Origin of the sequence: Muriicola marianensis, from assembly GCF_014638095.1 — a bacterium.
In the GTDB taxonomy this organism is placed as follows: domain Bacteria; phylum Bacteroidota; class Bacteroidia; order Flavobacteriales; family Flavobacteriaceae; genus Muriicola; species Muriicola marianensis.
Map to the genome: position 1 here is coordinate 989,166 of NZ_BMFH01000001.1, position 21,878 is coordinate 1,011,043.

The following is a 21,878-nucleotide window of genomic DNA, read 5'->3' on the forward strand; positions in this document are numbered from 1 at the left end:
TCTACAGGTCGAATACTGAGGTGCGTTTGGTATAAATAAGATCTTTTATCCGCAGCCAGAATGCCAGGAACAGGTACAGGGCAAATCCGAAACCCAGGGTCACGAAGGTCAGGTATATAAAGGTAGTACGCACGACGCGTGCCCTGATCCCGAGCCTTTCCGCAATTCGCCGTGAAACCTCAAAACCCCGTTTCTGAAAAAAATACAGCAGGCGGTAGAAGATATTCATGCCCTAAAATTAGTATTTTCCATACAATAAATAGATGCCCCACCGGCATTGGAGACATTTATTTTTAAGGCAGTACCTGTTGTAGAGTTGCAGGAGAGCCTGGGACTCCTGAGCGTTGTTCACGCAAATCCCTTCCTGTTTGAATTCACGTACGACCCTGTTGTCTTCTGCTTTTAATTCCCCAGCCCAATTGATGAACCTGTCTGAGGTAAACTGTCCTGTCTTTCGGCTGTAGGCCAGTAGAACAGGGATCACTGTGTTGAGGATCAACAGGTCGGTGAATCGGGTGGACGTCCTCCTCGAGACAGGAGCACATACCCTGCCGAAGGTATGATGCGTATGCCAGTACGGGCTTGCCTCCGTCTGCAATAGATTCCTCACCTCCCCCAGATCCCCTGCATTCCTGATATTTTTGAACAAATCGGGGCTCCTGTGATAAAGCACTGCCAGCTGTGAAAGTCTTATTGTCGGAAAATTCGATGGGCGGAGTGAAAAGAACAGAGGGTTCTGACAGGCATCGGAACTCAGCTTGAACTTGATTTAAGGTAGCGGTATTCCCTGAGCAGGGCTCCTGAATAGTTGTCCACCTCCCCTGCCCTTTCCAACAGCCCGCATAGTCCGAATAGCAGGCTTTCCAGGGATGTGATATCAGAGCGTACCCTCCTCAGGACCCGATAGGAAATTGCATTGGCCAGGCTGGCAAAAGCTTCGCCATTCAGGTTGAGTCCAAATCCCTTTAGCAGGGCTTTGAAAAAGAGGTGGTCCCAAAAGTGAGCTGAACGACTTTTCCAACGGAGTATTTGCTCGCTTTTCTGCCACACACGCTCCCCGTACAACTCTTCTTTCCAGGAATGCACGAGTTGGAGTGGTACGGAATGTAAAAGTGAACTGCACAAAATACCCTGGGTACCTAAAGGTCTGTCGACTCTCGGTGCTTTGAGAATTTCCCCAGAGGAAATGTATCGGGAAAGATCGAGGGTTGGGATATGCGTTCCGTCTTTTCGTCTTACCTCAGCATCCGCACACCAGACAACGTGCAGGATCACTGTGTTGTAGGCCTCATCTAGATGATGATCGTGGAGGTACCAATCGGAGGCCCTGATGTGCAATTCCACATGCCCCGACCACAGTTGATCGTCTATCCGAATGCGAGCGTGGTGAAAATCGGGGCCCGATCCTGTATTGAGAAATCCGGCAGCAAGGACCTGGAGGGAATCACCGGAAGTAGTAAACAATGGAATACGTTGGAAACCCTGTTGTTTCCAGATCCTGTGAAGTGTAAATTCTCGCATCCTGCAAGGTAAACTCGCAGGCTGCAATCAACCTTCAAAAGGGATCATCTGAGAACTCAGTTCAGTTCACCCTCCCATTCAAGGATCCCTCCTTTAAGATTATAGGCGTTTGGAAAGCCCAGACTGTTGAGGATGGCACATGCCTGTCCGCTCCGATTCCCGGACCGACAGTACACATAATAATTTTTACTCTTGTCGAGCTTTTCCAGAGCGTCGACAAAAGCCTGACCCGTGTAGATGTCTATATGCATGGCATCGCCAATAGTTCCATCTTCCACCTCTTCCGGGGTGCGCACATCCAGGATGATCCCATCGGGATCCTCAGATGACATCTTCGCCCATTCTTCCTGCGTGAGATCAGCCATATTGAAAAATTTTGACGGTAAAAATAAGAATACTTCCTCACAATCTGAGATAAAGTATCACGGAGTTTTACTGAGTTTCCCTTTGAAGGAAGAAAAAACTTTAACAGATTTTTATCACAAGAGGAAGTGAGGCGTTCAAATATTTGTATACATTTGTATATACAATTGTTGTAGTTACATGAATGTTGAAGAAATCATAAAGACCCAAAAAAAGATCCCTCTGCCCAGCAGGACCCTGATCCACCTGATGCTGGTCAACAACAAGATCATGGAGAGGATCACCGGGGCACTGAAACCATACGGAGTGTCACCACAGCAATTTAATGTCCTGCGTATTCTGCGGGGACAGGGAGATCGGCCCGCTAACCTTTCCACCCTCAACGACCGAATGGTCTCCAAGATGAGCAATACTACCCGACTCGTAGATAAATTGCTGGCCAAGGGATTCGTCGATCGAGCCATATGCGAAGCAAATCGGAGAAAGGTGGAGATCACGATCACAGCAGAAGGGTTGGCCGTACTCGAAAAGATGGATGAGGTGATGCGCCTTACTGAGGCGGACCTGGTTGCCGGTCTCTCAGACACTGAACTTATTGAACTGAATACCTTATTAGATAAAATATAATTTGCTATGAATTCCTATTTAGAAAGTCTGAACTGGCGATACGCCACGAAAAAATTTGACACCGATAAAAAAATCTCAGAAAGAGATCTGAACCTGTTAGTAGAAGCAACCCGCCTGAGCGCTTCTTCCTTCGGACTCCAGCCATATCACGTATTTGTGGTCACGGATCCCGAGATAAGAACCCAGCTTAAAGAGGTATCATGGGGGCAGTCTCAGATCACAGATGCGTCTCACCTTTTCGTCTTTGCCAACAAAAAGACCTTCGGGCCGGAGCTGATCGACAGTTACCTTTCGGAAGTCAGCAATGTCCGTGAAATCCCCCAGGAAGGCTTGAAGGCTTACGGTGACTTCATGAAATCAAAATTGATTCCCCTCCCTGAAGAGGTGAAGGAGTCCTGGGCCGCAAAGCAGACCTATCTGGCTGTCGGCAATCTGCTCTCTGCAGCAGGAGTTATGGAGATCGATTCCTGCCCTATGGAAGGTTTTGAAGTGGAAGCCTATGACCGGATCCTGAAACTTGACGAAAAAGACCTGACTACCTCCGTGGTGGTGGCCCTTGGATACCGTTCAGAAGAAGACGAGACCCAACATTTTAAAAAAGTCAGAAGACCCAAAGAAAGTTTATTCACCCATATATAATTCTCACAACTAATATCTAATTCTTAAAAATTGAACAAAATGAAAAAAACAATTCTCAGTATTACCATGGCCGTCGTTTTCGGAAGTTTCGCTTCTGCAGCAACAGAGCCTACAGAAGTAGTTACCAAACCGGTTAAGACAGACGCCAGCTCCGTGATGTGGAAGGCATACAAGGTTACAGGATCTCACACCGGACTGGTAGACCTGACCGAAGGCAACCTGATGTTCGACGGGAGCACCCTGGTAGGTGGAAATTTCACCGTTGACATGACCAGCCTGATCTCTACAGATCTCGAAGGTGATTCAAAAGGAAAACTGGAAGGACACCTGAAGTCAGACGATTTCTTCGGCGTGGCCAATCATCCTACCTCTACACTGATATTCACGAATGTGAAGTCTACAGGTAAGAATTCGTACGAGGTAACTGGCGACCTCACCATCAAGGGAATCACCAAGCCGATCACCTTTGATGTTTCCATCTACGGAAACAAGGCTACTGCCACTGCTAAAATAGACAGGGCTGAGTACAATGTGCGCTACGGTTCCGGAAGTTTCTTTGACAACCTGGGAGACAAGACCATCTATGACGAATTTGACCTGGTGGTAGACCTGCAGTTCTAAAAATCCGAACTATTGATATAAAATCCTGCACAGCAATGTGCAGGATTTTTTGTTTCCGGAACTCATGACCAGTATTTGAACCTAAAATTCTATTTTTGGGCAAAATATTACTCCATGACCCGAGTGCGCAGTATCCTGATTTTTTTCCTGTATCCAGCCTGCATAATCCTGATGAACAGTTGTAGTTCAGGATTTGATTATTCTATCGAACCCAACCTCAACCCCCACAACATATCCCCTCTGACGGCTCTGCTGCATATTGAGGCAGAACAGCCTGTAAAAGCGACAGTTAAAGTACTGGGGAACATTCCTGTGGAACAACATTTCGAAAAAGAAGGCAAAGAGCTGGAAATTCCCGTGGTCGGTCTCTATCCGGACCGGGAGAACCTCGTAGCTGTTACCCTCACCTACGAGGGAGGGGAAGTCCGGGATACCCTGGAGATCACTACTGAAAAACTTCCTTCCATCTTTCCTCATGTCGTGGTTAATACGGTAGACAGAAGCAAAATGGCCGAGGGGATGCACGGCTGTGACCTCCATTTAGCCAACAGGGGTACCTTCAGGTCGGCTCCCTTTATCTTTGATGACGAGGGAAACATCAGGTGGTACCTAGACCTCAATTTTGCGGGTAAGATGGTAGCCCCCTTCCAAAGGCTAAGCGACGGTACTCTTTTGATGGTGAGCCGGCACGTGATCTACGAGTTCGACATGCTTGGAAAGATCGTCAACGAGATCTCCATCAACAACAATTACGGGATGCACCACGATGTGGTGGAACTCCCGGACGGCAACCTGCTCATCTGCGTCGGGAAGCGCAATAATTTCATCAAGCTCGACGGGAATTACGTGGAATCTGACAGTGATTTTATCATCCTCTTCGACAGGAAACAGTCCAGAATCGTTAGGGAATGGGATGTAGCCAACGTGATGGACGTCACCCGCAAGGACCTGAATTTCTTCCGGCCCGGAGACTGGTTGCACATGAATGGTCTCGCCTTCGATCCCCGTGACAATTCCATTATCGTTTCCGGGAAAAACCAGGGCCTCTTTAAGATCTCCTGGAACAACGAATTGAAATGGATCCTTGCACCAAAGAAGAACTGGGGACCTTCCGGCAGAAACGGAGATGGGTTTGAGACAGCCCCTTTTCTGCTTACGGCTGTCGACAGTACGGGCAATCCTCTTCCTGAGGCTGTGCAGATGGGTACGGAAAGTGCTGAGTCATTCGACTTCACCTGGGGACCCCACGCTCCCAAACTGATGCCTGATGGCACCTTGCTAGTTTTCGATAACGGCACCTATCGTAATTACGATCCACAAGTACAGTACTCCCGTGCTGTGGAATACAGGATAGACGAAGACAATAAAACTGTTGAACAACTCTGGCAATACGGGAAGGAAAGAGGAACGGAGTTTTTCTCTACCATCGTCAGTGATGTGGACTTTCTGCCTGAGACCAACACGGTGCTGGTCACCTCAGGCTATACAAAGCAGAAAGGAAGACTGGCCGGCAAGATCGTGGAGGTGGACAGGGAAAGCAAGGAAGAGGTCTTTGAAGCCACTGTCTACATGAAGAGTGTGAATGGGAATAAGACTCCCTCCTGGGGACAGACGGATATCCTGTACAGATCAGAGAGAATGCCTCTGAAATATTAAAGGCGATTTTAACGGGAAACAATTTTTGCAAGTTTCTCTTCCCTGTTTTTGAATATACAGCAATCCTTTCTATATTTGACACTGTGAAAAGATTTACAGCAAATACTTGGTGGTGGAAGAACTTACGTCTGATGTCGTGAGCGAAGCACATTGAAGTACTGCTGTACGAAAAGGCTTGTCTGTCACGACAAGCCTTTTTGCTTTCTTAAAGAACCTGTAAATACCGAAATAATCCATATTATAAATGGCATATAAACTCCAGACCCACTACAAAAAGATACTGGCGGATACCATCACACCGGTGAGTGTGTACCTGAAGATACGCGATACCTTTCCGAATAGCATACTCCTGGAGAGTAGCGATTACCGGGCCAACGACAACACCTTCTCCTATATCTGCTGTAATCCCATAGCTTCCATTACGGTGGACGATGAATGTATTACAGAATTATATCCGGATGGGAAGACAAGGGAGACCAAGATCAATTCCACAACCGATGTAGCCCATAGCATTCACAATTTTGCCTCCCAGTTCGATACAGACCCTCAGAATTTCAAATTCATCAACAATGGCCTCTTCGGCTACATGGCCTATGATGCTGTTCGCTATTTTGAAGACCTGGAGATCCGTAACAAAGAAGGGCGTATCCCAATACCCGATGCTTTTTATGCGGTGTACCGGAACATCATCGCCATCAACCACTTTAAGAATGAGGCCTATATCTTCGCTCATTGCTATGAAGAAGAAAACAACATCGAACGCATAGAGCAATTGCTCAACTCCCGTAATTTTGCCTCCTACACTTTCGCCAAGGCAGGTAAAAGGGAAACCAACCTGGCCGATAAGGCTTACAAAGAATTCGTTGGGAAGGCCAAGGAACACTGCCACCGGGGAGATGTTTTCCAACTCGTTCTCTCCCGCAGGTTCTCACAGAAATTCAAAGGAGATGATTTCAATGTCTACCGCGCTCTCCGCTCTATCAACCCCTCTCCATACCTGTTCTATTTTGACTATGGGGATTTCAAGATCTTCGGGAGTTCCCCGGAGGCCCAGCTGATCGTCAAAGACGGTAAGGCAGAGATCCATCCCATAGCAGGGACTTTCAAAAGGACCGGGAACGATGAGGAGGATGCCGTGTTGGCAAAAAAACTCTCGGAGGATGCCAAGGAGAACAGTGAGCATGTGATGCTGGTTGACCTGGCCCGGAACGACCTCAGCCGGAACGGGACCCGGGTGAAGGTGGAGAATTACCGGGAAGTGCAATACTTTTCGCATGTGATCCACCTGGTCTCCAAGGTGAGCGCTGTGAAGAAAAAGGATATTGACACCCTCAAGGTGGTCGCAGATACCTTCCCGGCTGGAACCCTGAGTGGGGCACCCAAGCACAGAGCCATGCAGCTGATCGAGGAGTATGAACCAACAAACCGGGGCTACTACGGAGGGGCGATCGGCTTTATGGATTTCCATGGGAATTTCAATCACGCAATTATGATCAGGACTTTCCTGAGTAAGGATCATACGCTCTATTACCAGGCCGGTGCAGGACTGGTGGCGGCCTCAGATCCCGAAACCGAATTGCAGGAGACCTATAACAAACTCGGTGCACTGAACAAAGCGTTGGAAATCGCTGAAGAACTGTAGATGATGAAGGTACTGATGATCGACAATTACGACAGTTTCACCTTTAACCTGGTGCATTATCTGGAAGACCTTGGATGCGAGGTGACCGTGAAAAGGAATGATAAACTCACCCTACAGGATGTGGACCCCTTTGAGAAGATCATATTGAGTCCTGGTCCCGGCATACCTGATGAAGCCGGTCTTCTGAAAGAGATCATCTCAGCCTTTGCCCCTACGCGCAGTATTTTTGGGGTATGCCTGGGACAACAGGCTATAGGGGAAGTATTCGGAGGGCGGCTTATCAACCTCCCTGAGGTGTATCACGGGATAGCTACAGAAATAGATATCGTAAAAGACGACATCTTGTTTTCTGGCCTGCCCAGAAGAATCTCGGTAGGACGTTATCACTCCTGGGTGGTCGAACCTGATCTTCCCGAGGAACTCATAGCGACTTCCTTCGATGGGAACGGACAACTCATGTCATTGAGGCACCGGGACTTTGATGTAAGCGGGGTACAATTCCATCCCGAATCCGTCCTTACCCCGGAAGGAAAAAAGATAATTGAGAACTGGATACAGAAGAAACCATGAAAGAAACACTGAACCAGCTGATAAACCACGAGGTTTTGAGCAGGGAAGATGCCAGAAACATCCTGATCAGGATGGCCAAAGGCGAATACAATACATCCCAGACAGCAGCTTTCCTTACCGTGTACATGATGCGGAGCGTGACCATAGATGAACTGGAAGGTTTCAGGGATGCGCTTCTCGAACTATGTCTTGCGGTAGACCTTGCTGCCTATGACCCTGTAGACCTCTGCGGTACAGGTGGTGACGGAAAGGACACCTTCAACATCTCTACCCTGGCGTCCTTTGTGACGGCGGGAGCCGGCATACCGGTCACCAAGCACGGGAATTACGGGGTATCCTCGACCTGTGGGAGCAGCAACGTACTGGAATTTTTAGGTATCAGATTTAGCAATGAGGAGGACTTTCTGAGGAAGTGTATCGATACTGCCGGGATCTGTATCCTGCACGCACCCCTGTTCCATCCAGCTATGAAAAATGTGGCACCCATCCGACGCGAACTCGGAGTAAAGACCTTCTTCAACATGTTAGGGCCCATGGTAAACCCGGCCTTTCCAAAAAACCAGATCGTGGGCGTATTTAACCTCGAGCTGGCCAGGATGTACGGCTACCTCTACCAGAATACCGACAAGAAATACACCATCCTCCACGCCCTTGATGGTTATGATGAGATCTCCCTTACCGGAAGGACCAAGACAATCTCCCACACCTCGGAATCCATGCTTTTGCCTGATGATTTTGGGATAAAACAAATTCGACAGGAAGACATCACAGGAGGGGATTCGATTGAGGCTTCCGCTCAGATCTTTATGGATGTTCTTCAGGGAAAAGGAACGGAAGCACAGAATAATGTGGTAAGTGCCAATGCCGGTATTGCCATTGCTACAGTTAGAAACATCTCCCCCAGGGAAGGGTTTGAGATCGCAAGGGAATCCCTGATGAGGGGTGACGCGTTAAAGGCCTTTAAAACCCTTCAAGAAATCAGCTGATCATGGATATCCTACAAAAAATAGTACTGCAAAAGACCCGGGAGATCGCCCTGAAAAAGTCCCTTCTCCCTGCAGATCAATTCGAGAAATCTCCCCTGTTTGGAAAGGCAGGAAAATCCCTCTCTTCGGCTTTAAAAAACAGTAAAAGCGGGATCATAGCCGAATTTAAAAGAAGATCTCCCTCCCTCCCAAAGATCAACCAGCACAGTCCGGTAGACCAGGTCGCTTCGGCTTATGAAAGGGCTGGGGCCTGTGGCATGTCTGTGCTCACGAATACACATTTCTTCGGAGGAACTCTGGAAGACCTGCTGCTGGCAAGGGCTGCGACCAGTTTCCCTGTCCTGCGTAAGGAATTCATCATAGACGAATACCAGATCCTGGAAGCCAGGGCCCATGGGGCAGATGTGATCCTTCTGATCGCTGCCATCCTGAAGCCCGAACAGGTAAGGGACTTCACCCGCCTCGCTGTGGATCTGGGCATGGAGGTCCTGCTCGAGGTGCACGACGAGGAAGAACTGGACAGGGCATTCATCCCCGGAATTCAAATGGTGGGGGTCAATAACCGCAACCTGAAGACCTTTGAGGTAAACCTTGAAACCAGTAAGAGAATCGCCCCAAGGATCCCCGCCGAGGTCGTCAGGATATCAGAAAGTGGGATCTCGCGTACGGATGCCATCAAGGAATTGAGGGAACACGGTTTCAGGGGATTTCTGATAGGGGAGCATTTTATGTCGACTCAAGAACCCGGGGGCCGGGCTGCCGAATTTATAAAATCCCTCGAATCATGAAGATCAAGGTTTGCGGAATGAAGTATCCGGAGAACATGGAGCAGGTATCCCAACTGAGGCCAGACTATATGGGCTTTATTTTCTGGGAACCTTCTTCCCGGTTTTTCACGGGGTCCATCCCTGAAATTCCGGAAACGATCGATAAGGTAGGGGTCTTTGTGGACGCATCCATCCCCTATATTTTAGAGAAAGTAAAAGACTTGAACCTCCAACTGGTGCAATTGCACGGACAGGAGTCCCCAGATTTCTGCACCTCTCTCAGGCGTGAACTTGAGAATTTGATAGGGCCGGATAGAAAAATTGAGATCGTCAAAGCAATAGCCGTCGGGCAGTCTTTTTCCTTTGGGGACTTAAATCCCTTCGAGGGGAGGGTAGACTACTTCCTTTTCGACAGCAAGGGTCCGCTCCCGGGGGGAAACGGATTTGCATTCGATTGGAAACTCCTGGAGGGCTATGACCTCGATACCCCATTTTTCCTCAGTGGTGGAATCGGACTTGCGGAGGTAGAAATACTAAAGGGTTTTATGGGTACTTCCCTGGTGAAGAAGTGCCATGCCATTGATGTGAACAGCGCTTTTGAGTTGGAGCCGGGTCTCAAAGATCCGAGGAAGCTCCAATCATTTATAAAAGAAATACGACTATGAAAATGAGTAAATACCAGGCAGATGAAAAGGGGTATTACGGCGAATTCGGAGGAGCCTTTATCCCCGAAATGCTCTATCCCAATACGGAAGAACTAAGGCAAAACTACCTCCGAATCATGGAGGAACCGGGGTTTCAGGAGGAGTTTCGTCAACTCCTGAGGGATTATGTGGGGAGACCCACCCCTTTGTATTACGCCAAAAGACTATCGGAAAAATTCAACACCAGGATCTACCTGAAACGCGAAGACCTTTGCCATACAGGTGCTCACAAGGTGAATAACACCATCGGACAGATCCTGATGGCGAAAAAACTCGGCAAGAACCGGATCATCGCAGAGACAGGTGCCGGGCAGCACGGGGTAGCCACCGCCACGGTTTGCGCCCTGATGGGTTTGGAATGCATTGTTTACATGGGAGAGGTTGATATCGCCAGACAGGCACCCAATGTAGCCCGGATGAAGATGCTGGGAGCAGAGGTCAGACCTGCCAAATCGGGTAGCCGAACCCTCAAGGATGCCACGAATGAGGCCATACGCGACTGGATCAACAACCCGGTAGACACCCATTACATCATAGGTTCCGTAGTAGGTCCTCACCCCTACCCCGACATGGTAGCGCGTTTTCAGGCTGTGATCTCCGAGGAGATCAAATGGCAGCTGAAAGAGAAGGAAGGACGGGAAGATCCGGATTATGTGGTGGCCTGTGTAGGAGGCGGGAGCAATGCCGCAGGAACCTATTACCACTACCTGGATAATGAGAAAGTAGGCATCATTGCAGTCGAGGCCGCAGGTAAAGGTGTAGAATCCGGAGAGAGTGCTGCTACTTCTGCTTTGGGCAAAGTAGGCATCATCCATGGCAGCAAGACGTTGCTGATGCAAACCGGGGACGGGCAGATCACCGAACCCTACTCTATTTCAGCCGGACTCGATTATCCGGGCGTAGGGCCCATGCACGCCCATTTATTTAAGTCGGGCAGGGCCGATTTCATCCCTATCACAGACGATGAAGCCATGGCGGCCGGACTCATGGTCTCCCAGCTCGAAGGAATTATACCCGCCATAGAGACCTCCCACGCCTTTGCCATCTTTGACCACAGGCAGTTCAGACCTGAAGACATCGTGGTCATCAACCTGTCGGGCAGGGGCGACAAAGACCTGCAGACCTATATCGACTATTTCAAATTGTAATTTCTTTCGAATCGACATGAACAGAATTCAAGAAAAAATGAAGTCGGGGCACAAGCTGCTCTCCATCTATTTCACCGCGGGGTATCCGGACCTGGAAGATACGGTCCCCATCCTTGAGGCTTTGCAAGAGGAAGGAGTAGACATGATCGAGATCGGCCTGCCCTTCAGCGATCCCCTGGCGGATGGCCCAACCATTCAGGAAAGCTCCACCGCTGCCCTGAAGAACGGCATGCATACGGAATTGCTCTTCCGTCAACTGGAAGGGGTACGCGATAAGGTACAGGTACCCCTGATCATTATGGGGTACTTCAACCCAGTTTTGCAATACGGGGTGGAGGCATTTTGCAAAAGATGCCGGGAGGTAGGTATTGATGGCCTCATTTTACCCGACCTTCCCCTCGATGTCTATCAGGAGGAATACGAGGAGCTGTTCAGGGCAAATGGCCTGCTGAATATCTTCCTCATCACCCCGCAAACTGGGGAAGATCGTATCCGTAAGATCGACCGGGGATCTGAAGGGTTTATCTACATGGTCAGTTCTGCCAGTACCACCGGGGCCAGGGAAGGATTCGGGGAAGAACAGAAGGCCTATTTTGAACGGATCCATGCCATGGGTTTGAAGAACCCCTGTATCGTCGGTTTCGGAATCAGCAATGCGGCCACTTTTTCCCAGGCCACCCACCTTGCCAAAGGAGCCATCATCGGCTCTGCCTTTATCAAGATGCTTACCAGGGAAGGAAAGGCAGGAATTGCCAATTTTATCCGATCCATCAGACCCGGGACCTGAATTGTAAGGGAAAAGTGCTTGTGGAAAAGGAGCAAAAATGTACTTTTAAAGGCTAAATCACGAATACATGAAACGATCGTTTGGAATCCTTTTATGCCTGTTTTTAGGGTTGACGGGGCGCTCACAGGATGAAGCTGCACTAAAGTCGCAGGTACGTCACGCCATTGACGAACTGGTACAGTTCGTTTCTATCCCCAACGATGCCCTCGACGCTGCGGATATCAACCGAAATATCAGTTGGCTAACCCGGGAGTTCAATGAAAGGGGGTTTAACACCTCAGTCCTCCCCACGGAAGGCAGGCCTCTTTTCTTTGCAGCCCTTCCTATGGAAGACGATAAACCCACCGTTCTTCTTTACATGCATTTTGACGGGCAATCGGTGGATCCATCCAAATGGGATCAGAGCAATCCTTACAAGGTGGTCTTAAAAGCACCGGAAAACGGTGAGTTTACAGAAAAGTCCTTTGATGAACTGAATGATGATATAAACTACGACTGGCGGCTCTTTGGCAGGTCAACTTCCGATGACAAGGGTCCGATAGTGATGTTCCTGAATGCAATCGACCTGTTGAAGAAAGAGAACAAGAACATCCCCTTCAACATTAAGGTCATCCTCGACGGAGAAGAAGAAAAGAGCAGCAAGCCCCTTCCAAAGGCGGTAAGGGAATACAGGGAGCTCCTGGCGGCAGATTTCCTTATGATCAACGACGGGCCGGTGCACGGCTCTGGCCTGCCCACGGTAGTTTACGGTTGCAGGGGAATCACTTCTCTGAGTATCACTACCTACGGGCCGGAATATCCTCAGCACAGTGGGCACTACGGAAACTATGCCCCCAATCCGGGGCTGCAGCTGGCCCAGCTGCTGGCTGGGATGAAAGACGAGCAGGGCCGCGTCACCGTGCCCGGGTTCTATGACGGTATTACGATGGATGAGGCTACTCTGCAGGTTTTGAAAAGCGTACCGGAAGACAGTGAGAAGATCAATGAATATTTAGGGATCAACACCCCGGACAGGGTGGGACAATTCTACCAGGAATCCCTCCAGTATCCTTCCCTGAACATCCGTGGCTTGGGATCGGCCTGGATAGGAGAAAAGGCCCGGACCATTGTACCTGCTACAGCCACCGCTGAACTGGATATCAGGCTGGTCCCCGAATCGGATGGTAACAGGCTTAAAAAGCTGGTTCGAACTTACGTCGAGGGACAGGGGTATCACGTGATCGATTCCATCCCATCCAGAGAGGAAAGGCTGACACATCCCCGCATCGCGACGCTCAGGGAAGGTTCTGTCACGGACGCCTTCAGGACTGACCTGGACAATGCCTACGGGAATTTTATTGTAAAGACGATGGGAAGTGCCTTCGGGGAACCGGTAGTGCAGATCAGGATCATGGGGGGAACGGTGCCCATTGCACCCTTTATCAATGAGCTCAAAATCCCGGCCTTTATCGTGCCTATGGTCAACCCGGACAACAACCAGCACAGTCCCAATGAGAACCTGAGGATTGGTCAGATCGACTATGGGATCAGGGTATTCTACCACTTGCTGAGCAATCAGATGTAACCCTGAGGAAGCTCATATAAACAGAACTAAGTTGCGGCTGTTTACAATCCTTTAGGCCGAATTCCTGCTCGCGTTGATATTGCCATAAAGCGAACGCGTCACGATCTTTTCATAGACCTCTTTATAGGCGTCCTCCCCTTCCCCTATCCTCGCCAGGGCGTACTGCTGAATGACCAGGAGGGGTAAGACGATGTTTTCCCGGATCTTCACAGATTCCCGGGATATGGATTCGTTTTCCATCAGGATCTTAAATCCGCTGATCTTTAGCAGCATGCGCTTGGAGAGTTCAAACTCCTCGTGCAAGAGTTCCCAGAATTCCCCGAATTCGGGATCGTCCTTCATATAGGCGGTAAGTTCAAAATAGCATTTAGACAAGGCCATCATACTGTTGAGCATCAGCGCCTCAAAAAATGGGACTTCCCGGTACAACTTTTTAAGGTCCTTCAGTTTTCCTTTTTCAACCAGCGTATTCAAGGCCGTACCAATTCCGTAATAGCCAGGGACATTTTGTTTGAGCTGGCTCCAGGAGCCCACAAAGGAAATGGCGCGAAGATCCGTGAGTTCGAGCTTGGCCTTTTGCCCTCTTTTCCCCGGCCGGCTTCCGATATTTGCCCTGGTATAGTATTTCAGCGTGCTCTTGTGCTCCAGGTAAGGGATGAACTTGGGGTGCTGTTTCAGAGCGTCGTATTTCTCAAAACTCAATCGTGAAAGCTCCTCCATCAATTTACGGGAAGAGGCAGTGATCACGTTTTCCTTACCGAATAGGTTGTTAGACAGTCCGGCCGTGAGGAGCTGTTCCGAGTTGTGGATAAACTGCTCCTTGGTGCCGTAGGTACTGGTAATGGTCTGCCCCTGTATGGTCAGCTGTATCTCATTGTTGGCGATCTCCCGGGTCTGGGCTGCATAAAACCTGTGGGTTTTACCACCTCCCCTTGCAGGCGGTCCTCCCCTGCCGTCGAAAAAGATGGCCTTATACCCGTGTTTTGAGCACACTTTTGAAAGCGTTTCCTTGGTCTTGAAGATCGACCAGTTGGCCCGCAGATAACCTCCATCCTTGGTCCCGTCAGAGAAGCCCAGCATCATGGTCTGTTTCAGATCCCTTCTTTTCAGGTGAGCTTTGTACTCCGGGAGGGAAAAGAGGGTGGTCATGATCTTTTCGGACCGGTCCATTCCCTTCATGGTCTCGAAAAGGGGCACAATATCAAAGCTTATATCCTCCGGCTTATATCCGCACCAGCGGAAGAGGGCATATACAAAAAGGACGGAAAAGATGTCCTCGGAATTACTGATGATGTATCGGTTGCAGCCCTCATCACCATTTTTCTCTTTGATGGCGCTAAGCTGTTTGATGTTTTTAATGGTGTCCCTGTGGATCTCATCCTCAAAGTCGGCCTCGTTCAGGGCGATTTGCTCTTTAAGCAGGATTCTGGTGAGTTCCTTCTCCGTCAATTCCGACAGGGAGGATGAGATCTTGCCTGCCTTGAACAGGGCTTTTTCCACCAGCTGGTAGTGTTTGCTGTGGTCCTGCCTGATATCGAGTATGGCGAAATGTGTCCTGAAGATCTTCACCTTATCGATCAGCTTCTCCAGATCATTCCCGTAGAGATTCTTGTATTGGGTCCTGATGGTCTCCTGAATCTCTTCCAGGGGGGTGATGATCTCCTCAAAACTCAGCGCCTTTTCCAGGTCGAACATAGCCACATAAAGCTTGTCGAGCAGGGCGTTCAGGGGTTCATTCACTCCTTTGAAGGTGAGTTTTTTGCGCAGCGCTTTCAACTCATTGTAATAACACTTCATCAGGGTCACGCGGAGTTCATCGGCCACGCTGCGGGTGATCTCTGCGGTTACATAGGGGTTCCCGTCCCGGTCACCACCGGGCCAGAATCCCAGTTTCAGGATGTTGTAATTCTCAAATTTTTCCTGGCGGACATGGCGCTTTATATGGGAATACAGATCTCCCACAGCATCGTAATAGATATGTCTGAGGATATAGATTATATTCCTGGCCTCCTCAAGGGGGGTGGGTTTTTTAGCGTTGATCAAAGAGGTAAGTCCCAGCTGCTGCAAGACCAGGTCGATGTCATTGATCTTGTCATCCAGGATCAGCCTTCTCAGCTCGTCTATAATATCCAGAACGGCCGGGGTATAGAATTGCGTGGGATGCGCGGTAAGTACGATACGGGCACTGAAATTCTCCAGTTGTCGCGAAATGGTTTTCCAGTTCCTGGATGTATCGACCATCTGGAAATAATCCCTGATCGTCCTGGAGGTACTGAATTCCTGTAGTCTTGGGAATGCGGCATCCTCCACGCTGTCATACAGGACTACCTGACGTTCCACGTACTGTATGATCTTGAACATGAAGTCGATCCGCTCCTGTTCTGTGGGAAGTTGAGCATAATATTCGAAGAAATGGTCCATGATCTCCCGGGGATTTCTGCCCGAGCTCAATCCCTGCTGGCATTGCTGGAACAGAAGCGGGATCATCACCCCGATGTTCTCCATATTCTGATAGGGAAGGTTCAGGAACAGGCTGTTGTACACGTAGAACTTGTTGGTAACCAGTTTCTTGAACTCCTCTAAACGTTTTGTGTTTGGCATATTGGTTTGCTGTTAATCGATCAACCCTCATTTTTCATGAGGATATCACCCGGTAAAGGTCCGCATTTATCTGTTTGGAGGCGGCCCTAATCGAGCTAAATAACAAAATAACGCATCCTGACAACAAAACCAACAGCCTTCACAACACAAATTATTTTTCTCTCCTATCCTGTTCTATATTGCAGGTGTAAATCAAGAAAACAAATTTTCATTTTCACATAGTGTTCTCGTGAAAGGGCCCTGTTCAAAAAGCAGGGCTCTTTTTTTTTCAGAAAAAGGGTCGGTACTGCATCACCCTGAAATCGATGGTGGTGAATGTCGGATCCTGTGCTTTTCTTTCCTTGTAAGCCGTCATACTGCCTAGAGCCCGGTTGGCTGAGCCGGATGGAGCTGTAAGGGAAACGGTCCTCAGGGTTCTGTCTTGTTTCCCGAGTTTAAATTCATGGATCCTCGGAACTTCCTTGACAATTGGCTTAAGAGCTATTCCATGGGCCTTCAAATGTTTCCGGAAGAGATATTCAGGACCGTTGAGACTGTTCCCTCCTGTAAAGAGTATCGTCCTGATACGGGTGTATTCCTCAAGGTATTCAATCATATCCCGAAGCTCAATGTCTTTCATCCCCAGGTCGGAAGCGTCTATCTTGTCCCGCCTTGCCCTGGCTACCACATCGCATATGGCGATCTTTCGGTCTCTTAAAAACCGCTTGCGTTCTTCAACGGCCTTCTCAGTGGTCTCGAAGGTAAGGCCCAGATCGAAGATCCGGTCGAGGATGGGCCAGAGCTGCCCGTCCCTGCTGCCATAGCAAAAGTCCACATCTCCAGGCAATAATGCCCCCGTAGTAAATCTGGGTGGAGGCAGCGTCCCCACAATTAACTTGGTGGCCTCGGGAAAGAGGAAGGGCGGATACGGATGCGTATGCAAAAACAAGGCAGGGATTTTGAACGGGAAAGGTACTCTTTATCCTTTACCTGTTCAAGTAGAATTCCTTCTGAACTTGTCCTTTAAGCCCGCATTGCTTATCTTAAAGAAAACTTTTTACCATGGGAAAAGGAGATAAAAGCAGTAAGCGAGGAAAGATCGCCAATAAGTCCTACGGCGTAAGAAGGCGCAGAAAAATCAAGAAGCGGCCGACGGTTGAGGAAAAGGTCAGCATCAAAGGGAAGACCTAGTCGATCACAAATTCCAGGGTCACCTCCCCTTCCTCCGTAATGTTGAGGTCATACGTATAGAGGCCGATGGGTAATTCTTCCTCCCCTACAAAGTCGATGGGCTGAAGCACAAAGGTCTCCTCCCCTGAGGTGATCTCGATGTAATTGTATCTATACGCCAATTCGTACTCCTGGTAATCCGAAAAAGCATCTGTTCCCACGTTCTCGTAGACGTGTTCTTCACTTTCCACCAAGACGCGGTCAAATATCCTGGAACTGGAATTCTTAATTCGGATGTTGACAGAGGTGAGATCGTCGTCCCTGTCTGAACAGGAGACTGTCATGACTGCAAAAGTGACCAGTAGAAGGATTGCTTTTCTCATGGGGACGCGATATGATGTTTTATACTAAAACGCAGACTTCCCCTAAATATTACCGGACAAAGACGGGTTGGTTCTCTTTCAGGGTGTGCTCCCTGCTGAACTGGTAACCGTCTTCTGCAAATCCGCGAATGTCATCCAGGGTGCTCGCCCCTGTCTCAAGGATGTACCTCACCATAGAACCCCTGGCCTTTTTGGCAAAGAAGCTGATCACTTTTAGTTTGTCATTCTTCCAATCCTTAAATACAGGTGTGATGATTTCGGCCTTTAGTTTCTTTGAATCCAAGGCTGAGAAATATTCATTGCTCGCCAGGTTCACCAGGATTTCCCCATCTTCCATTTCCTCGTTCAAAGCCGAGGTAAGGGTGCCTTTCCAAAAGTCGTACAGATTTTTCTTCCGACCGATCTTCAGGCTCGTTCCCATTTCAAGGCGGTAGGGCTGGATCAGGTCGAGTGGCTTCAGGATCCCATAGAGCCCCGATAAGATACGAAGCTTATCCTGTGCGGCTGTGAGTTTATCCTCGGGCAGGGTATAGGCATCCAGACCCACGTATACATCCCCGCTGAAGGCATACAGGGCCGGCCGGGCATTTTCAGGGGTAAAGGGAAGACTGAATTGCTGGTTGCGCTCCCAGTTGAGTTCTGCCAGTTGAGTGGAGATATCCATTAGGCTCATCAGGGCTTTGGGTTTTTTCCTGATCAGGACCTTATTTACCTTCTGAGTTTCCTCCAAAAAAGCGGGTATAGTGTATTTCTCTGTAGGCAATTTTGTATCAAAGTCGAGCGACTTCGCCGGTGATATCACGATCTTCATAACAGGCAATTTTAAGCGAAAATAGGAAGGAATCTTCCAATAAAGGAATCTCTTCCTTAGTTGTTTTCAATATTGATATTGAAGGGACTTATACTATTGAGTGTGGCGCGCATACTGTCTCCATTTGTCTATGCAGGCGGCCATATCTTCCGGTATCTCGGAGTCGAATTGCATCCGTTTGCCGGTCACAGGATGGTCAAAACCGAGGGTCTTGGCGTGCAGGGCCTGCCGGGGCAGGATCTTAAAACAGTTCTCCACAAATTGTTTGTACTTGGTGAAGGTCGTCCCTTTCAGAATCTTTTCCCCTCCGTAACGTTCATCGTTAAAGAGGGTGTGCCCGAGGTATTTCATATGTACCCGGATCTGGTGCGTGCGCCCGGTCTCCAGTTCGCAATTCACTAAAGTTACATATCCCAGCCGTTCCAAAACGCGATAGTGTGTAATGGCTTCCTTTCCCTGATCCCCTTCAGGAAAGACCTGCATTTGCAACCTGTTCTTGGGGTTTCTTCCGATATGCCCTTCTATGGTGCCTTCGTCCTCCTCTACGCTGCCCCAAACCAGGGCGACATACTGGCGGTCACTCGTCTTTTCGTAGAACTGCCTGGCCAGATGGGCCATGGCCTCATCCGTCTTGGCAATCACCAGAAGCCCCGAAGTATCCTTGTCAATCCTGTGCACCAGACCGGGTCTGCCGCTCGAATTCTCGGGAAGGTCTTTGATGTGGTAAGCCAGGGCGTTCACCAGGGTACCGGAATAATTTCCATGACCCGGGTGAACAACCATCCCCGCGGGTTTATTTACAACCAGGAGCGCATCGTCCTCGTAGATGATATCCAGGGGTATATCCTCAGGGGTGAGGAGGAATTCGTAAGGGGGATGTTCAAAAAGCACCCGTACCTCGTCCCCTGCCTTCACGCGGTAGTTTTGTTTGACGACTTTGTTGTTGACCCAGATATTCCCTCCTTTGGCGGCTTGCTGTATCTTATTCCGGGTGGCGTTCTCGATAAAATTCATCAGGAATTTGTCGACCCTCAGAGGTTCCTGTCCTTTCCCGGCGACAAATCGGTAGTGTTCAAAGAGGTCGTCTTCTCCCGGATCTGAAGCCGAATTGGGATCTGAAAACTTACTGGGCATCGGCCTTGATCCTTGCCTGTCCGGGGATGTTCCCATTCCCGCAGATCAGTTCTATCTTGGAAGTCTTGGGGAGTTTGTCTCCCGGCTGTATGTTTTTGCCTTTAAACCTGGCGTAATACACCATGTCCTTCCCAAGTTCATTGATGTAGGTTACCCGTTCCACATCGAGCCCGACGGCACGCAACATAGAGGTGGCGTTCCTTTGGGTGACCTGCACAATATTGGGCACCGTGACCTCCTTATAACCAGAGGGGTTGATGGTCACGTAGATCTTCCTGTTCTCCTTCACAAAATTCCCGGCCGGAGGATTCTGCTCTATGACCGAAAATCGGGGATACTCCGGATCGTAATTGGCAGAGTCGAGCACTTCAAAACGAAGATTGGCCTTATCGATGGTTTCCCGCATCTCCATTACCGACATTCGTTTTACATCGGGAACCTCCACCAGTTCACCGTGGTTTGTGGAGACCTTCAGCCACTGCAAGGTGAGCCAGGAGATCACCAACAGGGCGACAAGGGCGAGGCCGAGGTTGATCAGGAAGGTCTTACTGCGGAGAAAACTTAAAAAATTCCTCATAAAGTTTTGGGTAACGCCAGGCAAAGATAGGAAACGGAATGCTTTTTTCTTTACTTTGAGCGGGTTATAAGAACGGTTTACGGAATGCAAAACAACCAATCACCACTATGAAAAGGAATATCGCCATCATCATGGGAGGTTATTCCAGCGAGTACCAGATTTCCATCCTAAGCGGTCAGAATGTTTTTAAGCACCTGGACCGGTCGAGATTCAATCCCTACCGGGTACTCATATCTACGGAGAAATGGGTTTGCCTGGATGACAGGGACGCGGAATATCCGGTAGACCGTTCCGATTTTACTACCACTATTCAAGGCAAGAAAATCAAATTTCACTGTGTTTTCAATGCCATCCACGGTACCCCAGGGGAAGACGGACTAATGCAGGCTTATTTTGAACTGCTGGGCATCCCCCAGACCTCCTGCGACTATTATCAGGCAGCCCTCACCTTCAACAAGAGGGACCTGCTGAGCGTACTCAAACCCTATGGCATTAGGACGGCCGTTTCTTATTATCTCAACGCAGGCGATACTATAGAAGAAGACAAGATCCTTGAAAAGGTGGGACTCCCCTGCTTTGTAAAGGCCAACAGGGCGGGGAGCAGTTTCGGGATTACCAAGGTCATGAAAAAGGAAGAACTGTTGAGGGGAATAGAACACGCCTTTAAGGAAGACGAACAGATCATTATAGAATCCTTCCTCGACGGGACAGAAGTATCTGTTGGCGTAATCACCTACAAAGGGGAAACGCTGGTCCTGCCGATCACCGAGATCGTGAGTGAGAACGACTTTTTTGACTATGAGGCCAAGTATCAGGGGAAGTCCCAGGAGATCACCCCGGCCCGGATCTCCGCAGATGAAAAGTCCCGTGTGGAAGAGACGGCACGTCTCGCCTATGAGGTCCTGGGCATGAAGGGATATTCCCGCAGTGAGTTCATCCTGATCGATGGCGTGCCCCACATGTTGGAGATGAATACGACCCCCGGGCTTACCGAACAAAGTATCCTGCCACAACAGGCCAGGGCTGCCGGTATATCCCTCTCCGATTTATTCGCCAGTGCCGTAGACGAAGCCTTAAAGCAAAATTAAGTACCTTTGATCAAGTACGACGGACTATGAAACGCGCCATTTTTCCGGGTTCTTTTGATCCCATCACCCTGGGTCATTACGACATCATCGAAAGGGGTATCCAACTCTTCGACGAGATCATCATTGCGATCGGCACCAATGCAGATAAATCCTATATGTTCTCCGAGGAACAGAGAAAGGATTTTATAACCAGGGCGTTTGCAGGGCATACAAAGGTAAAGGTGGATACTTACGAGGGACTGACCATCGATTTTTGTAAGCAAGTAAAGGCCCAGTTCATCCTGAGAGGTTTGCGGAATCCGGCCGATTTCGAGTTCGAGAAAGCCATTGCCCATACCAACAGGAAATTATCGGGTATCGAAACCGTCTTTTTACTGACCTCTTCAGGCAAATCCTACATCAGCTCTTCCATCGTCCGTGATGTGATCCGCAATGGTGGCGACTACACTTCCCTGGTTCCGGATACCGTAAGGTTCTGAAACTCCTTTTTTCTTGTGCCGATAGCGAATGGAAAAGGAATTTTCTTTTTGTAAGTTTTTT

Annotated in this window: 23 protein-coding genes and 1 pseudogene; 15 read left to right on the forward strand and 9 right to left on the reverse strand. The window is 49.1% G+C overall.

Features of this window, described 5'->3' with window-relative positions; translation table 11 throughout:
* Position 1: 1 nt before the first annotated feature.
* The 3 genes and pseudogenes from IEV19_RS04510 to IEV19_RS04525 form a co-directional block, all read right to left on the reverse strand.
* Positions 2-229: a PspC domain-containing protein gene (locus tag IEV19_RS04510; RefSeq protein WP_129602635.1), complete on the reverse strand. Its 228-nt coding sequence runs from the start codon at positions 227-229 to the stop codon at positions 2-4.
* 9 nt (positions 230-238) lie between these two features.
* Positions 239-1,521, reverse strand: a pseudogene (locus tag IEV19_RS13815) (DUF2851 family protein).
* A 56-nt stretch (positions 1,522-1,577) separates the two neighbouring features.
* Positions 1,578-1,886, reverse strand: coding sequence for a rhodanese-like domain-containing protein (locus IEV19_RS04525; protein ID WP_188369484.1), 309 nt, complete (start codon positions 1,884-1,886; stop codon positions 1,578-1,580).
* A gap of 178 nt (positions 1,887-2,064) precedes the next feature.
* Between IEV19_RS04525 and IEV19_RS04530 the strand changes: the two genes are divergently transcribed.
* From IEV19_RS04530 to IEV19_RS04585, 12 genes are all read left to right on the forward strand, one after another.
* Entirely contained in the window at positions 2,065-2,511 is a 447-nt protein-coding gene (locus IEV19_RS04530; protein ID WP_188369485.1) for a MarR family winged helix-turn-helix transcriptional regulator, read from the forward strand.
* Between the two features lie 6 nt (positions 2,512-2,517).
* Positions 2,518-3,150, forward strand: coding sequence for an NAD(P)H-dependent oxidoreductase (locus IEV19_RS04535; RefSeq protein WP_188369486.1), 633 nt, complete (start codon positions 2,518-2,520; stop codon positions 3,148-3,150).
* A 39-nt stretch (positions 3,151-3,189) separates the two neighbouring features.
* Positions 3,190-3,771, forward strand: a complete 582-nt coding sequence (locus tag IEV19_RS04540) for a YceI family protein (RefSeq protein ID WP_188369487.1) — start codon at positions 3,190-3,192, stop codon at positions 3,769-3,771.
* Positions 3,772-3,942: 171 nt separating this feature from the next.
* A complete protein-coding gene (locus IEV19_RS04545; protein ID WP_229732481.1) occupies positions 3,943-5,427 on the forward strand; it encodes an aryl-sulfate sulfotransferase in 1,485 nt (494 codons plus the stop codon).
* A gap of 244 nt (positions 5,428-5,671) precedes the next feature.
* Positions 5,672-7,069, forward strand: coding sequence for an anthranilate synthase component I family protein (locus tag IEV19_RS04550; RefSeq protein WP_188369489.1), 1,398 nt, complete (start codon positions 5,672-5,674; stop codon positions 7,067-7,069).
* A complete protein-coding gene (locus tag IEV19_RS04555) occupies positions 7,070-7,639 on the forward strand; it encodes an anthranilate synthase component II (RefSeq protein ID WP_188369490.1) in 570 nt (189 codons plus the stop codon).
* Positions 7,636-8,625 (forward strand): anthranilate phosphoribosyltransferase, encoded by a 990-nt coding sequence (gene trpD, locus IEV19_RS04560; RefSeq protein WP_188369491.1) that lies wholly within the window; start codon positions 7,636-7,638, stop codon positions 8,623-8,625. The genes IEV19_RS04555 and trpD overlap by 4 nt, the downstream gene beginning before the upstream one ends.
* A 2-nt stretch (positions 8,626-8,627) precedes the next feature.
* The gene (gene trpC / locus IEV19_RS04565) at positions 8,628-9,413 is read left to right on the forward strand and encodes an indole-3-glycerol phosphate synthase TrpC (protein WP_188369492.1); all 786 of its coding nucleotides are present in this window, start codon (positions 8,628-8,630) and stop codon (positions 9,411-9,413) included.
* The gene (locus tag IEV19_RS04570) at positions 9,410-10,057 is read left to right on the forward strand and encodes a phosphoribosylanthranilate isomerase (RefSeq protein ID WP_188369493.1); all 648 of its coding nucleotides are present in this window, start codon (positions 9,410-9,412) and stop codon (positions 10,055-10,057) included. Before trpC ends, IEV19_RS04570 begins: the two co-directional genes overlap by 4 nt.
* 2 nt (positions 10,058-10,059) lie before the next feature.
* Positions 10,060-11,244 (forward strand): tryptophan synthase subunit beta, encoded by a 1,185-nt coding sequence (trpB, locus tag IEV19_RS04575; protein WP_188370732.1) that lies wholly within the window; start codon positions 10,060-10,062, stop codon positions 11,242-11,244.
* A 16-nt stretch (positions 11,245-11,260) separates the two neighbouring features.
* A complete protein-coding gene (gene trpA, locus IEV19_RS04580) occupies positions 11,261-12,031 on the forward strand; it encodes a tryptophan synthase subunit alpha (RefSeq protein ID WP_188369494.1) in 771 nt (256 codons plus the stop codon).
* A 67-nt stretch (positions 12,032-12,098) separates the two neighbouring features.
* The gene (locus tag IEV19_RS04585) at positions 12,099-13,595 is read left to right on the forward strand and encodes a M20/M25/M40 family metallo-hydrolase (RefSeq protein ID WP_188369495.1); all 1,497 of its coding nucleotides are present in this window, start codon (positions 12,099-12,101) and stop codon (positions 13,593-13,595) included.
* Positions 13,596-13,646: 51 nt separating this feature from the next.
* Here the strand turns inward: IEV19_RS04585 and IEV19_RS04590 are convergent, their stop codons facing one another.
* Entirely contained in the window at positions 13,647-16,196 is a 2,550-nt protein-coding gene (locus IEV19_RS04590; protein WP_188369496.1) for a phosphoenolpyruvate carboxylase, read from the reverse strand.
* A gap of 268 nt (positions 16,197-16,464) precedes the next feature.
* Positions 16,465-17,124, reverse strand: a complete 660-nt coding sequence (locus tag IEV19_RS04595; RefSeq protein WP_188369497.1) for a uracil-DNA glycosylase family protein — start codon at positions 17,122-17,124, stop codon at positions 16,465-16,467.
* Positions 17,125-17,237: 113 nt separating this feature from the next.
* Here IEV19_RS04595 and IEV19_RS04600 point away from each other — a divergent pair, with 113 nt between their 5' ends.
* Positions 17,238-17,366, forward strand: a complete 129-nt coding sequence (locus tag IEV19_RS04600) for a 30S ribosomal protein THX (RefSeq protein ID WP_188369498.1) — start codon at positions 17,238-17,240, stop codon at positions 17,364-17,366.
* On the opposite strand, the gene IEV19_RS04605 is transcribed toward IEV19_RS04600, so the two are convergent.
* The 4 genes from IEV19_RS04605 to IEV19_RS04620 form a co-directional block, all read right to left on the reverse strand.
* Complete coding sequence (locus IEV19_RS04605; protein WP_188369499.1) at positions 17,363-17,728, reverse strand: hypothetical protein; 366 nt, start codon at positions 17,726-17,728, stop codon at positions 17,363-17,365. The two genes, IEV19_RS04600 and IEV19_RS04605, sit on opposite strands and share 4 nt — an antisense overlap.
* Positions 17,729-17,777: 49 nt before the next feature.
* A complete protein-coding gene (gene yaaA, locus IEV19_RS04610; RefSeq protein WP_188369500.1) occupies positions 17,778-18,539 on the reverse strand; it encodes a peroxide stress protein YaaA in 762 nt (253 codons plus the stop codon).
* A gap of 93 nt (positions 18,540-18,632) precedes the next feature.
* Positions 18,633-19,673 carry an RluA family pseudouridine synthase gene (locus IEV19_RS04615; RefSeq protein WP_188369501.1) on the reverse strand — a complete coding sequence of 347 codons (1,041 nt, stop codon included), beginning with the start codon at positions 19,671-19,673 and terminating at the stop codon, positions 18,633-18,635.
* Positions 19,663-20,250, reverse strand: a complete 588-nt coding sequence (locus IEV19_RS04620) for a PASTA domain-containing protein (protein WP_188369502.1) — start codon at positions 20,248-20,250, stop codon at positions 19,663-19,665. The genes IEV19_RS04615 and IEV19_RS04620 overlap by 11 nt, the downstream gene beginning before the upstream one ends.
* Before the next feature lie 107 nt (positions 20,251-20,357).
* Between IEV19_RS04620 and IEV19_RS04625 the strand changes: the two genes are divergently transcribed.
* Positions 20,358-21,338 carry a D-alanine--D-alanine ligase gene (locus IEV19_RS04625; protein ID WP_188369503.1) on the forward strand — a complete coding sequence of 327 codons (981 nt, stop codon included), beginning with the start codon at positions 20,358-20,360 and terminating at the stop codon, positions 21,336-21,338.
* A 26-nt stretch (positions 21,339-21,364) separates the two neighbouring features.
* Positions 21,365-21,817: a pantetheine-phosphate adenylyltransferase gene (gene coaD, locus IEV19_RS04630; RefSeq protein WP_188369504.1), complete on the forward strand. Its 453-nt coding sequence runs from the start codon at positions 21,365-21,367 to the stop codon at positions 21,815-21,817.
* Positions 21,818-21,878: the final 61 nt, after the last annotated feature.

Coding starts and splice junctions, on each gene's coding strand:
- IEV19_RS04530 (WP_188369485.1), top strand. CDS start 2,065: ATGAATGTTGAAGAAATCATAAAGACCCAAAAAAAGATCCCTCTGCCC.
- yaaA (WP_188369500.1), bottom strand. CDS start 18,539: ATGAAGATCGTGATATCACCGGCGAAGTCGCTCGACTTTGATACAAAA.
- IEV19_RS04620 (WP_188369502.1), bottom strand. CDS start 20,250: ATGAGGAATTTTTTAAGTTTTCTCCGCAGTAAGACCTTCCTGATCAAC.
- IEV19_RS04510 (WP_129602635.1), bottom strand. CDS start 229: ATGAATATCTTCTACCGCCTGCTGTATTTTTTTCAGAAACGGGGTTTT.
- IEV19_RS04535 (WP_188369486.1), top strand. CDS start 2,518: ATGAATTCCTATTTAGAAAGTCTGAACTGGCGATACGCCACGAAAAAA.
- IEV19_RS04605 (WP_188369499.1), bottom strand. CDS start 17,728: ATGAGAAAAGCAATCCTTCTACTGGTCACTTTTGCAGTCATGACAGTC.
- IEV19_RS04585 (WP_188369495.1), top strand. CDS start 12,099: ATGAAACGATCGTTTGGAATCCTTTTATGCCTGTTTTTAGGGTTGACG.
- IEV19_RS04525 (WP_188369484.1), bottom strand. CDS start 1,886: ATGGCTGATCTCACGCAGGAAGAATGGGCGAAGATGTCATCTGAGGAT.
- coaD (WP_188369504.1), top strand. CDS start 21,365: ATGAAACGCGCCATTTTTCCGGGTTCTTTTGATCCCATCACCCTGGGT.
- IEV19_RS04550 (WP_188369489.1), top strand. CDS start 5,672: ATGGCATATAAACTCCAGACCCACTACAAAAAGATACTGGCGGATACC.
- IEV19_RS04555 (WP_188369490.1), top strand. CDS start 7,070: ATGATGAAGGTACTGATGATCGACAATTACGACAGTTTCACCTTTAAC.
- IEV19_RS04545 (WP_229732481.1), top strand. CDS start 3,943: ATGAACAGTTGTAGTTCAGGATTTGATTATTCTATCGAACCCAACCTC.
- IEV19_RS04625 (WP_188369503.1), top strand. CDS start 20,358: ATGAAAAGGAATATCGCCATCATCATGGGAGGTTATTCCAGCGAGTAC.
- trpC (WP_188369492.1), top strand. CDS start 8,628: ATGGATATCCTACAAAAAATAGTACTGCAAAAGACCCGGGAGATCGCC.
- trpB (WP_188370732.1), top strand. CDS start 10,060: ATGAGTAAATACCAGGCAGATGAAAAGGGGTATTACGGCGAATTCGGA.
- IEV19_RS04570 (WP_188369493.1), top strand. CDS start 9,410: ATGAAGATCAAGGTTTGCGGAATGAAGTATCCGGAGAACATGGAGCAG.
- IEV19_RS04590 (WP_188369496.1), bottom strand. CDS start 16,196: ATGCCAAACACAAAACGTTTAGAGGAGTTCAAGAAACTGGTTACCAAC.
- trpD (WP_188369491.1), top strand. CDS start 7,636: ATGAAAGAAACACTGAACCAGCTGATAAACCACGAGGTTTTGAGCAGG.
- trpA (WP_188369494.1), top strand. CDS start 11,261: ATGAACAGAATTCAAGAAAAAATGAAGTCGGGGCACAAGCTGCTCTCC.
- IEV19_RS04600 (WP_188369498.1), top strand. CDS start 17,238: ATGGGAAAAGGAGATAAAAGCAGTAAGCGAGGAAAGATCGCCAATAAG.
- IEV19_RS04615 (WP_188369501.1), bottom strand. CDS start 19,673: ATGCCCAGTAAGTTTTCAGATCCCAATTCGGCTTCAGATCCGGGAGAA.
- IEV19_RS04540 (WP_188369487.1), top strand. CDS start 3,190: ATGAAAAAAACAATTCTCAGTATTACCATGGCCGTCGTTTTCGGAAGT.